At 44.4% G+C, this 12,317-nt stretch carries 11 protein-coding genes (1 of these 11 cut by a window edge); all 11 read right to left on the bottom strand.

Annotated features, from left to right (window positions below; all coding sequences use genetic code 11):
• Positions 1 to 29 precede the first annotated feature (29 nt).
• Positions 30 to 668, bottom strand: a complete 639-nt coding sequence (hisG, locus tag KCTCHS21_RS02555; RefSeq protein ID WP_130604978.1) for an ATP phosphoribosyltransferase — start codon at positions 666 to 668, stop codon at positions 30 to 32.
• Positions 665 to 1,894, bottom strand: a complete 1,230-nt coding sequence (locus KCTCHS21_RS02550) for an ATP phosphoribosyltransferase regulatory subunit (RefSeq protein ID WP_130604977.1) — start codon at positions 1,892 to 1,894, stop codon at positions 665 to 667. The genes hisG and KCTCHS21_RS02550 overlap by 4 nt, the downstream gene beginning before the upstream one ends.
• 200 nt (positions 1,895 to 2,094) lie before the next feature.
• On the bottom strand, positions 2,095 to 3,972 hold the full coding sequence (locus KCTCHS21_RS02545; protein WP_162309250.1) for an FAD-dependent oxidoreductase: 1,878 nt from the start codon (positions 3,970 to 3,972) through the stop codon (positions 2,095 to 2,097).
• A gap of 38 nt (positions 3,973 to 4,010) precedes the next feature.
• Entirely contained in the window at positions 4,011 to 5,909 is a 1,899-nt protein-coding gene (locus KCTCHS21_RS02540) for an LTA synthase family protein (RefSeq protein ID WP_130604975.1), read from the bottom strand.
• A 52-nt stretch (positions 5,910 to 5,961) separates the two neighbouring features.
• Positions 5,962 to 6,450, bottom strand: a complete 489-nt coding sequence (locus KCTCHS21_RS02535) for an acyltransferase (RefSeq protein ID WP_130604974.1) — start codon at positions 6,448 to 6,450, stop codon at positions 5,962 to 5,964.
• Positions 6,447 to 7,115 carry a pyrophosphatase PpaX gene (ppaX, locus tag KCTCHS21_RS02530; protein ID WP_130604973.1) on the bottom strand — a complete coding sequence of 223 codons (669 nt, stop codon included), beginning with the start codon at positions 7,113 to 7,115 and terminating at the stop codon, positions 6,447 to 6,449. Before ppaX ends, KCTCHS21_RS02535 begins: the two co-directional genes overlap by 4 nt.
• Complete coding sequence (lgt, locus tag KCTCHS21_RS02525) at positions 7,078 to 8,088, bottom strand: prolipoprotein diacylglyceryl transferase (RefSeq protein ID WP_179952656.1); 1,011 nt, start codon at positions 8,086 to 8,088, stop codon at positions 7,078 to 7,080. The genes ppaX and lgt overlap by 38 nt, the downstream gene beginning before the upstream one ends.
• Positions 8,089 to 8,099: 11 nt before the next feature.
• Positions 8,100 to 9,032, bottom strand: a complete 933-nt coding sequence (hprK, locus tag KCTCHS21_RS02520; protein WP_130604971.1) for an HPr(Ser) kinase/phosphatase — start codon at positions 9,030 to 9,032, stop codon at positions 8,100 to 8,102.
• A 174-nt stretch (positions 9,033 to 9,206) separates the two neighbouring features.
• On the bottom strand, positions 9,207 to 10,328 hold the full coding sequence (locus tag KCTCHS21_RS02515) for an ABC transporter ATP-binding protein (protein WP_130604970.1): 1,122 nt from the start codon (positions 10,326 to 10,328) through the stop codon (positions 9,207 to 9,209).
• A 91-nt stretch (positions 10,329 to 10,419) separates the two neighbouring features.
• Positions 10,420 to 11,511, bottom strand: a complete 1,092-nt coding sequence (locus tag KCTCHS21_RS02510) for a PucR family transcriptional regulator (RefSeq protein WP_130604969.1) — start codon at positions 11,509 to 11,511, stop codon at positions 10,420 to 10,422.
• A gap of 76 nt (positions 11,512 to 11,587) precedes the next feature.
• Positions 11,588 to 12,317 carry the 3' portion of an MraY family glycosyltransferase gene (locus KCTCHS21_RS02505; protein WP_130604968.1) on the bottom strand. Its footprint extends 218 nt past the window's final position, so the window shows 730 of its 948 coding nt (coding positions 219–948); the start codon falls outside the window, past its right edge; it ends in the stop codon at positions 11,588 to 11,590.

Below are 12,317 nucleotides of genomic sequence, written 5' to 3'. Positions count from 1 at the left end.
GCCCTCCTATCCATTTACTCCATCTTCCGTTACACTCGAGCAGCTATCGCTACTCCAAGCCGATCACACAGCTCTTGAATCGCCGTATTTTTTAACCTGTAGCTTACGCGGTTCGCAATTAATCGGCTTGTTACCTGGAATAACGTCTCCATCTCAACGAGCCCGTTTTCCTTCAAGGTTTGACCAGTTTCCACCATATCGACGATGCGATCTGCAAGCCCAATGAGTGGCGCAAGCTCAATCGAGCCGTTAAGCTTAATCACTTCGACCTGCTGGCCCTGCTCGCGGAAATATTGAGAAGCAACACTCGCGTATTTCGTTGCAACACGAGGATTAATAACAGGCTTCCAATCGGGGAGTCCGATAACCGACATCCGGCATCTCGCGATTCCCAAGTCCAGCAGCTCATAAACGTCCTTGTTTTCTTCCATGAGGACATCCTTGCCTACAATCCCAATATCCGCAACGCCGTACTCTACATAAGTAGGAACATCGACAGGCTTAGCCATAATAAATTCCATATTCGCTTCCGGAACAGGAATGATCAACCGTCTAGATTCGTCGAACTCCTCAGGAATCAAAAGTCCTGCCTGCCTGAATAGCTTGCTTGCCTGCTTATATATACGACCTTTGGGCATGGCAACCTTTAATACGCCGTTGTCCGTCATACCGTTTCCCCCTCTCCCACGTTAATGGTAACTAAGGTGTCGTATTCTTTGCCCTGGTAAGTAAATTTCTCATCTGCGAGATTTGCCGCCAGTTCCCTACGTAGTAGATCTTCCTTCTCCGCATCCGATACTAACGCTGTTACGACTACTTCACCAAGCTCACGCCGAAGGTTAGCAATAACCATTGCTGCCTGCCTCTGCACACCATCATAGACAACAAGTGTTCTAGCCTGCTCATCCTCCGCATCCTCGACCACTTCAAGAATTCTAGTTGTCTTTAGTCCGAAACCTGTTGCATGAGCTGGGCGGCCGAACTGAGCAAGCAAGTTGTCATATCTGCCGCCACTGCATACTGGAAAGCCCAGATGAGAAGCGTAGCCTTCAAAAGTCATTCCTGTATAATAGGAAAAATCCCCAATCATCGTTAAATCAATTAGAACATGCTCCTGTATACCATAAGCCTCAAGAACATCCCACACCTCGCATAGATGACGAATCGCTGCACGAGCGTCTTCATTAGCACTTAGCTCCAGTGCTTGAGCACATACTTCCTGTCCTCCGCGAAGTCGCAAAATGTCCTCCAATTCGCGCTGCCATGCTTCATCAATGGAAAGCTTGCGAATAACATCCCGATAGCCTACATGATCACGCTGCAGCAAGCAAGCCTTCAGCGTTTCCTGCTCGCTCTCACGACCTGGTAATGTTTCTTGGAACAAGCCTTTAAGAAACCCAACATGCCCCATCGCGATTTTGAAGGAAGGCACTCCCGCCGCTTTCAATGACGCAATGGCAAGTGCAATTACCTCTGCATCCGCTTCAGGAGAGGCATCCCCAACAAGCTCAACGCCGGTTTGATAGAATTCAGCCTCACGGCCTCCCTCTTCCTCGAAAGCCCGAAACACATTGCCATGATAGCTAAGCCGAATTGGAAATGGCTCATCTTTAAGTAGCGAGCCAACCACCCGTGCAATTGGAGCAGTCATATCTGAACGAAGCACAATTGTCGTCCCGCGCTGGTTCAGCAGCTTAAATAGCTTTTGGTCAGATGTGGCGCTAGCCACCCCAACCGTATCGTAATATTCGATTGTTGGCGTCATAATCTGCTCATATCCCCATAAGCGCATGCACTCCAGCACACTACGCTCAATACGACGCAGCTTAGTAACCGCGTGGGGTAGATAATCCTTGACACCTGTCGGTTTCTCGAATACTTTTGGTTTAGTCATTGTCACACATCCTCATTTCTATCAACGGGTCTTTCCACTTAATGCTTTAAGGCTTTAAAGCGATAACAAGTTACCATACTGCCAAAATAAAGAGGTTAGTCGTATATTACCATGTCAGTCTTGCTCAGTCAATCGAATAAAAAGCCCGATGTCACCCTGAAGATGACGTCGGGCTTTTTATTTTAGTGTAGCGTAACTTGTTACTTAAATTCAATGCCCGCAAAATTCTTTAATACGTCTCTGATGATCATGAAGGAATCACCATTGGTTAATTTAGCCGGGTCTTTTATTCCCTTAACCGTATCCTTGCTAACCCATGAATGCTTAAGAAGATCCTGAAGAGCTGTTTCTGGTTTCGTCTCTATCCCTGTCGACAGGGCAATAATATAAGCCGCTCGCTCCAAAGTAATGGGATCATGTGGATTTAGATCAGGAATCTTCAATACAGACTTCTTAGGAAATTGTTTAGGGAACATTTTGTAGAACGGTTGAATGCTGTAATAGAACCTTAAGGGGTTCATTTGCTCATCCAGCTTCCAGCCTGTATTGGAGTAACCTCCAACTGTTATAAAAATGCTAGCAGCTGTTAATAAGCCTGGGTAATCCTTATGCTTCGTATATAATGGTTTATCTACCTTAACCATTCGCAAATCCATACCTTGTTTAGTAAGCTTCTTGCGGAGCTCAGCAATTTTTTCTTTGGATTTCGAAAGCTCCCGGAATGTCATATTGTTATCCTTAGCAAGCTTTGCTGCTAAGCCCGCTGCTTCGGCCGTTGCCATTCCTAACGGAATAACTCTAGCGCTTCCGTGCGGCAGCGTATCGAAGCTCGCAGATCTTCCTACGACAAGCAGACCATCTACCTTTAACGGCACGAGACTGCGGAAGGGAACACCATATTGTTGAGGCTTCATAACAATTGAGCCTGCATATTGGTGTGTCATGCTTTGTACATCAACTTCATAGGCTCCGTAGGCAATCGCATCCCAGTGATCCCGATTTTCCATAAGATCAGCCATCGTTAAACGGTACTCACCTTTAATATGTCTTGATTCCCTCACATACAGCTCAGGTGCTGTACCTGCGTATTCAAGCTTGCTGAACTCCTTGTACTTCTTCTTTAGGAAGTCAACAATTAAAGGAGCTTCTTTATTTCCAATATCAAAAGCCTCTTTCATCGATGCAGGCTTAAGGGGATCGATGTTGTATATTTGCATCGTATTGATAAGTAAGCTTCCATCCTCTTGGCGCCCAATATTTAAGCTACGGATTTTAACTCTTGTGGGATTGGATGACACATACTCCCTAGCATCAGCATAACCCCATATGCTTTTATCGTCGCCATTGGCTCCTTTACGCTTTTTCAGATCATTCCATATCTTGTCGGTCACACCGCTCATTCGGAATACCAAGGTTACAGCGACCCGTGCATCTGGTTCACCTAGGTCCTCACGGCTTATTGTATAATCTACTCCAGCAGCTGCTGCAAGATCTGCATCTTGTGTAGCGTCAATGATGGCTCTTGCATGGACAATCTGATTTTGGCCACTTTTACTGACAAAACGTATTCCCTCGATCTTATTGCCATTCATAATGGGTTCCATATTTTTTACATTCAGCATCGTTTCAATGTTCTTCTCATTTACGACCATTTTGTTTAAAGCATTAGCAGCGCGGTTCACATCGAAAGATGTCCCACCAATTAAGTTGTACCATTCTTGGAATAAACCCTGATTCAAGAAATGTGCCGGGAAGTCTCGAGAAACTCGTGGAGATTTATTTAAGTCTAATGAATTTAGCCAGCCTAAAGTCATTAATCCACCAAGAATATTACGTGGTCTATCATCAATGAGTAATACTTTAAGCTTATTGCGTGCGGCTGAAACAGCTGCTATAACACCTTCTGGATCAGTACCCACTACGATAACATCATAGCTCGATTTTACTGTTTGAACGGAAGTCAGCACATATTCCCTATTCATATTGGACTGAAAGGCATAGGCTTGTGTCTGTGGAATGACCATTAATAAGCATAAAATGACGATTAAATTAACCCAGGCATAATTTTTGCGACGCATTTGAGACAATTAAGCACACTCCTTCTTAGTTGATGTAGCTACGAATGAGGAAGCATATGAGCATATTTATCCGAAAGCTTTAATAATCCCATAATGTAATCGTAATCCTTGCGATATTTGCTAAAATCATCTACCGGCTGCAATGTTCTAATATTTACAGCGGTTCCATCATCGAATCCTTTACCTGGTACGAATAGTATTTCATCGTTAAAGAAGGACCCCGTAGGGAGATAATACCTCATCCCAATAACATTATGCTCAATATTGAACAAGTCATGTCCAAACGCAGTGAAGCCCTCTTTCTCCAGAGAAATACCCAACAGATTGGCTATTGTCGGCATAATATCAACCTGTCCACCAACCAGTCCTCTTACTTCTCCCTCTACTCCTGGTACATTAACAATCAAAGGAATGTTAAAACGACTAACGCGTTCATTGTATTTGATCCCTAATTGCTGACCAACCCAATTAACATCATTATCCTTAGGCTGCAGACCGAAATGATCACCGTATATGACCAAAATCGTATCATCCCACATTCCATTAGCCTTAAGGTCCTCTATTAGTTGACCTATCGCATAGTCTGTATAGTTAAGGGCAGTCAAATAATTGCCTAGCTGGGTTCCTTCTAGCGACTCAGGCATTGTAATTCGCTTCAGCTGTGCAGGCACCTTAAAAGGATGATGGCTAGATGCTGTTATAAATTGTGCGTAGAAGGGTACGTTCTTGTCGTTCAGTTCTTTAAGCTTTTCGACCCCTACTTTATAGAGTTCAATGTCAGAAGCTCCAAATCCATTGAAATTATCATTTTCGTAGAAGGGTTTATCATAATAATGATCAAATCCGAGCGCTGGGTACATTTTATCACGATCCCAGAAGGTCACATCATTAACATGGAACGTATTTGAAACGTAATTTTCCTTCTTCAGAAGTCTTGGCAGGCTAGGCACGGTTCGATCTCCATAGCCTTTGGACATAGCCGTAACACCTGTAGGATAGATAGATGCATTAGACATAAACTCTGCATCTGAAGTATTACCTTGCCCTATCTGTTGGAAGAAGTGGGGGAAATAGAACCCCCTCTCAGAAAGTGAGTTCAATACCGGCGTAATAACTTGTCCATTCACAGATAAGTTAATCGCAAAATTCTGAAAAGCCTCCATCTGGATGACAATAACATTTTTCCCTTTAGCGACACCAAAATATTTAGGAGTGATCGGCTGAGCTGGTGACCCGGAAGCTTGTTCCTTAAATTGATCATCCTGCAGCTTCATCACTGAGGTTGCGATCGTCATTTCGTTTTCATTTGCTACACTCTTTGGTTCCTCGTTCACCTTAATCGCAGCAGTGATTTGATAATTCAGAAACCCTAGGCTTTCCGCCTGCACAAGCTCATTCGCTATTTTCTTATCACTTTTAATATAAAAGCCAGATAAAATCAAACATACTGCGAGGGCGGTCAGAACGTGCCAGCGTTTGGCAATATGCTTCCGTCCTTGTACTCTATCCCCTTTAAATCTTTTGTAAGCGTAATAAATAATTAACACGACAATATCTAGGAAATAAAGGTAGTTCGTAATCTCGATAGAAGATGCAATGCTATCCCCGATTTGACCAACCTGGCCTATCCCTTGGAGAGCAGTATAGATCGGCACTGTACTATAGTAGTTAAAGTATACCGTCGAAGCAAATAATAGAAGCGATATAATACTGCTTATCACTCCGAAAACAAGCCCTTTCCATCTCGGTGTTGTTACAAGCTCAACGATACATATTAAAGCTAGAACAGCGACCATATCCGCCCAAATGCCACCAAGCTGAAAGCCATCATAAATAAAATGACGAAATAGCATCATCTTTAACATTATCAATACATAGACCAATATGAACACCGATCCTCGATGTCCATTTGATGTAGTAGCTGTCGTGGTTGCCATAATACCCTCCCTCTTTCTCTATATCAGGTATATATACGATTAATATACACGATTAGTTGCTACTTCGTTCAATTACTCTTATTGGGTTCCCACCAACAAAGGCTCCCGGAGCAACATCCTTATGGACAACTGAACCCGCAGCAACAACGGCTCCATCTCCAATGGTTACCCCAGGCAGTATCGTTACATTAGCGCCAATCATAACATTAGAGCCAATCTTGATATGACCCAAGCGGTATTCCTTAATTAAATACTCGTGAGTGAGCAAGGTTGAATTATAACCAACTATTGAATTATCACCAATTGATATGCGCTCTGGAAAAAAGACGTCTACCATTACCATAAGGGCAAACGCCGTATGACGCCCGACCCTCATGCCAAGTACACGTCTGTAAATCCAATTCTTCACGGGCAAGCTCGGACAATATCGCGTTATTTGTATGAATACAAAATTGCGGACCGCTTTAAACCGCGATATCGTCCGATACATTTGCCAAAGCGCATTCGGTCCTTCCACCGGATACCGCTCAACGTTTCTCAAGCATTCACACCCTCAATTCCGCAAAGGACAAGAAGCTCATTCATTTCGTGTAGCATATGCGCAGCACCCGATTTGAACAAATGCTCTTCCCCTTTTAATGACCATGCAACTCCTACGGGTATAGCCCCCGCGGCAATAGCTGATTCCATATCAACGGAGCTGTCTCCGACCATTAGTGTTTCTGCGGGATTTGAGCCTAACGCCTGAATGGCCTTGGCTACCGGCTCAGGATGCGGCTTCGCATGCTCTACATCATCTAAAGTAACGATAGTTTCCATATAAGTATGAAGCCCCAACAAATCCAATGCTCGAATAGTCGTTGCCCTCATCTTAGTTGTAACGATACCAAGCCGTATCCCTGCATGATGCAAACGCGGAACAACATGGGCCACTCCGGCAAATAACGATACCATCTCGTCATGCCGGAGGTGATTATAGTCCCGATAAGCCTGAGTTAGCAAAGCGACATCATTTTGTCCTGAGAATTGCTGTAGCTGCATAGTAAGCGGCTGTCCCATACTCGGAATGATATGCTCTCTCCCAAAGCTTTCGGGCACTACTCCCTTCAGCGCATGAAGAAAGGACTGGATAATGAGCTCGTTCGTATCAATAATCGTCCCATCCAAATCAAACAGGACGGTCGTTATCTTCTTTCTTTCCGTCATCCTTAGTTGTCTCCGTTTCCTCTTTCACCAAAGTTTCATTGGTCTCTGCCTTTTTCTTATGATTAATAAGAGGATCTGTATACCTTTGTTTGGCAAGTCCCATCTTACGACGAACGATAATTAGCACTATACCAGCAATAATAATGAGAAGCGCCAGTAGCTGTGAAATCCGGATATTACCTTCTGCTGGGTTCAGATAGCCCTGCTCGAATACTGTCGTCATCGGAGACCAGAGCCCATTTACTAATGATTCCAGCCATGCTGGACCCTTAAATGCTAAGCTATCCGTACGAAGCGCTTCAATGAAGAACCGACCGATTGAATACCAGATGAAGTATATGAAAAATAATTCTCCCTCACGGAGAAACTTACGACGACGAATAACAAAAAGAATAACTAAGCCCAACAAGCTCCATAGTGACTCATAGAGAAATGTTGGATGATGGTAAGTTCCGTTAACATTCATTTGGTTTACAATGAACGAAGGAATATGCAGCGTATTACTCAGGAAAGACCGATCAACATCTCCGCCATAAGCTTCCTGATTAATGAAGTTACCCCAACGTCCAATCATTTGACCAATGAGCAAGGATGGGGCACAAATATCAACGATACGCCAGAAGTCGAAGCCTTTCGCACGAATGTAGAAAAATCCGCACACCAATGCTCCAATCAATGCACCATATATCGCGATACCGCCATTCCATATCTGAAAGATCTCGCCTAGATGGTCTTTATAATAGCCCCATTTGAAAGCTACATAATACAATCGAGCAGCTATAATTGAGGATGGTACCCCAAAGAGCATTAAGTCGAGGAAAAAGTCCGGGCTAAGCCCGAAGCGTTTTCCCTCCCGAACCGCTATCAACAACCCGGAAAGGGCTGCCAGTCCTAGCACAATACCGTACCAATGAACCGTCAACGGTCCAAGCGTAAATGCAATTGGATCCAATAGCATAGTAAACATGGTCATCCTCCATTAAGTTATTCGTAATCTTCTTCGGAAATCGCTTCAGTCAATTTATTCGTAAATTGTAGCGCTGCATTATAGCCCATCCGTTTCAGACGGAAATTCATAGCCGCTACTTCAAGGATAACCGCTAAGTTCCGTCCAGGACGAACAGGAACCGTTAATAGCGGTACTTCCGTCTCAATAATCTTGGTCGTCTCCTCATCCAAGCCTAGACGGTCATATTGTTTATCCTGCTGCCAGTTTTCCAGCTTCACAACCAAGCTTATGCTTGTCTGATTCCGAACTGCGCCGGCCCCGAACAAGGTCATTACATTCAGAATGCCTAGTCCACGAATTTCAAGCAGGTGACGGATCAAATCCGGTGCCGTGCCGAACAAGTTATTATCTGATGTTTGACGAATTTCCACTGCGTCATCAGCAATTAGACGATGACCACGCTTAACAAGTTCCAGCGCCGTCTCGCTTTTCCCAATTCCGCTGCCGCCAGTAATGAGCATCCCTACTCCATATACATCGACAAGTACACCATGAATAGTAGCTGATGGAGCCAGCTTCTTCTCCAGAAAGTTCGTAATCCGGCTGAGAAGTATCGTTGTGGCCACCGAGCTTCTAAGTACGGGAAAATGTCGTTCATTAGCAATCTCAATTAGCTCGTTCGGAGTTTCAAGTCCCCTTGTAATAATAATACAAGGTGTTTCCTCATGGCATAGACGCTCCATGCGATCTTTTCTTTCCTCTGAAGTTAACGTCTCCAGAAACGCAAGCTCTGTTCGGCCAAGCATCTGCGCCCGATCCATTGGGTAATAGTTAAAGTAACCTGCCATTTCCAGGCCTGGACGATTTAAGTCATCCGTAACAATTGTTCTCTTCAGGCCGTCCTCGCCTGCGACAATTTCCAGATGAAATTGCTGCACGAGCTCCGATACTCTCACTTTTTTAGCCATCGTACAGCTCCTTTTTTCCTAAATTCACCTACTTATCGTAACCAAAAAAAACATACAAATCAATTAAAGGTTTACAATAGCAAGCATAAACTGTTTTCGCTATGTCTTATTTGGACTAAATAATGAAGAAAACCGCCCGGCCATTGGCCGAACGGTTTCCGCTCAAGTCGAATATTAGTTTTCGAAAATGTTAAGCTCTGATTCTTTATCAAAGATATGAATCTTGTTCATATCAAGAGCAAGCTTAATGTTTTGGTTATCACGAAGACCGGAACGTCCGTCAACACGAGCGATAACGTTGTCTTTACCCAAACCGTTCAAGTAAAGGAACATTTCGTGACCAAGGTTCTCAGAAACTTCAATTGTTGCGTTAACAACACTGTTCGGAGAAGCTTCGATGAATACTGGCTCTTCGTGCAAATCTTCTGGACGAATTCCAAGAATGATTTCGCGGCCGATATAGCCCTTACCACGAAGTGCTTTCGCTCTGCCTTCTGGAATTTCAACGTTGAAGCCAGTAGCACGGAAACGTACTGCTCCGCCTTCTTCAACAAGTTGACCTGTAATGAAGTTCATGGAAGGAGCTCCCATGAAGCCTGCAACGAACAGGTTAAGAGGGTGGTTGTAAAGCTCGTCAGGAGAACCAGCTTGTTGAATAAAGCCGTCCTTCATAACAACGATACGATCGCCCATTGTCATTGCTTCTGTTTGGTCATGCGTTACATAGATACAAGTAGTTTCAAGACGCTTCATCAACTTACTGATGTTAGCGCGCATTTGTGTACGCAATTTCGCATCCAAGTTGGAAAGCGGCTCATCCATCAAGAAAACTTGCGGTTCACGTACGATTGCACGACCCAAGGCAACACGTTGACGTTGTCCCCCGGAAAGAGCTTTCGGTTTACGCTCAAGCAAATGCTCGATTTCGAGTGTGCGTGCAGCTTCACGTACGCGGCGATCGATTTCGTCTTTGCGGAATTTACGCAATTTCAGACCGAATGCCATGTTTTGATAAACGTTCATATGAGGGTACAAAGCGTACGATTGGAATACCATCGCGATATCGCGATCTTTCGGTGCTACGTCGTTAACGACGCGATCGCCAATGTACAGTTTGCCTTCGGAAATTTCTTCAAGACCTGCGATCATACGCAGTGTGGTCGATTTACCGCAACCGGAAGGACCAACGAGAACTAGAAATTCTTTGTCCTGGATATCCAGGTTAAAGTCGGTTACTGATGCTTTATCAGTACCTGCATATTTTTTGTACACATTTTCTAAGCGAACGCCTGCCATTGTACATTTCCCCCTAAAATCCGTTTGAAGGTACAGACTTATCTTAACCCACACTAGGGTAAAATGACTATGCACAAACCGTACAAAAAATTCATTTCCTTTTCGTGACTTTGTACAATAGCAATAAGATCCGAACTAATACTGCATCGTTAAAAGAGCGCACATCCAAGCCTGCTTCGTGTTTAATCTTATCCAATCTATATAATAAAGTATTGCGATGAATGTATAACTTTTTGGCCGTTTCGCTAACATTACAGTCCATGGAGAAAAATGCATCCAGCGTGGAAACTGTCTCGGAGTCGGTGAATAAATCCGGTCTACCCATCATTTCCTCAACAAATCGAGATCTTACCATCTCTGGAATTCCGCTTAGCAATCTTTCTAAATGCACGAGCCACGGCAAGTGGACTTGCATTCCCACATGGAATTTACGCCCAAGGAATGTGGTTTCCCTTAACGTACCAACAATCCTGACCACACTCTCGGAAGGAATAATCGGCTCCCCTACCGCAATATGGCACTCTCCGCCCCATTCCCCGGTAATCAGCTGATGAAGGCCCTCGGCAAGGTTAGCTAGGAGCTCTTTGGTCTCCTCATGGCCCAGCACCTCATCTCCCTCGTTATCGGCTTCAGTCAGTATCCGATCACTACTCAGAATAAGCCACTCGTGCTCTCTTAGCGGAATAAGCAGTGTATCATCTGAAATGAAGGAGTGAATGGTCTTCTCCAGCTCTGCATATGCAGGCTCCTTATCTTCAATCTGCTCGCACAGTAAGAGAAACGGTACCATTCCATCAAACAATCTATTCCGAAGCTCCATACGATCAGGTACTTCAGCTCTCCACTCTCCTGCGGTAACGGACTGTTGAATCCAATCTCCCATACGCCTTGCTTGGCGCTCCAGGTCCGATGCGTTGGATACAGGACGCACTCCGCCTTGCTGAACGGCCCATCCAAGCAATTGCTTCTCCACTGAGGTTAATTCTGCAGCTATTTCAATACATATAAGCTGTGTTCCGCTTACACGAGTAACCATTAGACAAACTTTCTTAAGCTGGATAGCATCTCCAACCTCAGGATTCTTTTTCCCGCCTTCACGTTCCCACTCTGCTCCTGTAAGCACCTTAGACACGACCGATGCATTCAGAAGCTGCCCTAATTGCTGCAGTCTGGTTTTATTCATCCTTGAAGCCCCTTGTCAGCGAGAATAAGCGATATATGCGCTCATTGTATCATATTTGACACGCTCAAGGGGAACGTCAGTGCAGAACTAACAGGACTACGATGGAAAGCAAGGAAAACACTGTAGCTATTAAGTACAGAAAAGATACCGTCTGCACTTGGGTTAGACCCCACTTCATTAAGCTGTGATGCGTGTGGAGGTTATCCGCTCGATGAAGACCTTTTCCCTCTAACAGCCTTCGAGAAAACACGATAACCGTATCTAGAATCGGTACCCCCAGCGCTAGCATGGGAACTGATAAAGACAAGAGCGTAGCCCCTTTCAGAGTGCCGTCAATAGCCGTTACTGCCAGCGTAAATCCTAAGAATGTAGCTCCTGCATCCCCCATGAAAATACGAGCAGGATGGAAGTTATACGCCAGAAAGGCTAGACAAGATCCGGCTAATGCAACGGCTACCATTGCCGTATCGTTATGATTAAAAATCAGGGATGCTGCGAAGAGGGTCAATGATGATATCACGCAAACGCCTGATGCCAATCCATCAATTCCATCGATAAAATTAAGCATATTGATAAGCGAAAATACCCATACAACCGTGAATAATGCAGCAACGGCTGGTGAAAACAGAATCATAGCTGATGAAGATGGTAACGAAACGCCTTGAATCGTTATCCCCTGCCAGACTGGAATGAATGCAACTCCTATGTAAACGAGTAATCTAGGCCAGACGGGAAATTCACGGCTCCTTGATTTATAACCGTCGTCGACTAGCCCCGTAATAACTAAAGCAATTCCTCCAATAAAC

This window comes from Cohnella abietis, assembly GCF_004295585.1.
GTDB lineage: Bacteria > Bacillota > Bacilli > Paenibacillales > Paenibacillaceae > Cohnella > Cohnella abietis.
The sequence above is the reverse complement of the archived record's forward strand: the minus strand, read 5'-3'. Positions and strand labels throughout refer to the sequence as shown.

Bases quoted from the DNA above. Each gene is read 5' to 3' on its own strand.
- hisG (WP_130604978.1), bottom strand. From the start codon at position 668: ATGACGGACAACGGCGTATTAAAGGTTGCCATGCCCAAAGGTCGTATA.
- KCTCHS21_RS02550 (WP_130604977.1), bottom strand. From the start codon at position 1,894: ATGACTAAACCAAAAGTATTCGAGAAACCGACAGGTGTCAAGGATTAT.
- KCTCHS21_RS02545 (WP_162309250.1), bottom strand. From the start codon at position 3,972: ATGCGTCGCAAAAATTATGCCTGGGTTAATTTAATCGTCATTTTATGC.
- KCTCHS21_RS02540 (WP_130604975.1), bottom strand. From the start codon at position 5,909: ATGGCAACCACGACAGCTACTACATCAAATGGACATCGAGGATCGGTG.
- ppaX (WP_130604973.1), bottom strand. From the start codon at position 7,115: ATGACGGAAAGAAAGAAGATAACGACCGTCCTGTTTGATTTGGATGGG.
- lgt (WP_179952656.1), bottom strand. From the start codon at position 8,088: ATGACCATGTTTACTATGCTATTGGATCCAATTGCATTTACGCTTGGA.
- hprK (WP_130604971.1), bottom strand. From the start codon at position 9,032: ATGGCTAAAAAAGTGAGAGTATCGGAGCTCGTGCAGCAATTTCATCTG.
- KCTCHS21_RS02515 (WP_130604970.1), bottom strand. From the start codon at position 10,328: ATGGCAGGCGTTCGCTTAGAAAATGTGTACAAAAAATATGCAGGTACT.
- KCTCHS21_RS02510 (WP_130604969.1), bottom strand. From the start codon at position 11,511: ATGAATAAAACCAGACTGCAGCAATTAGGGCAGCTTCTGAATGCATCG.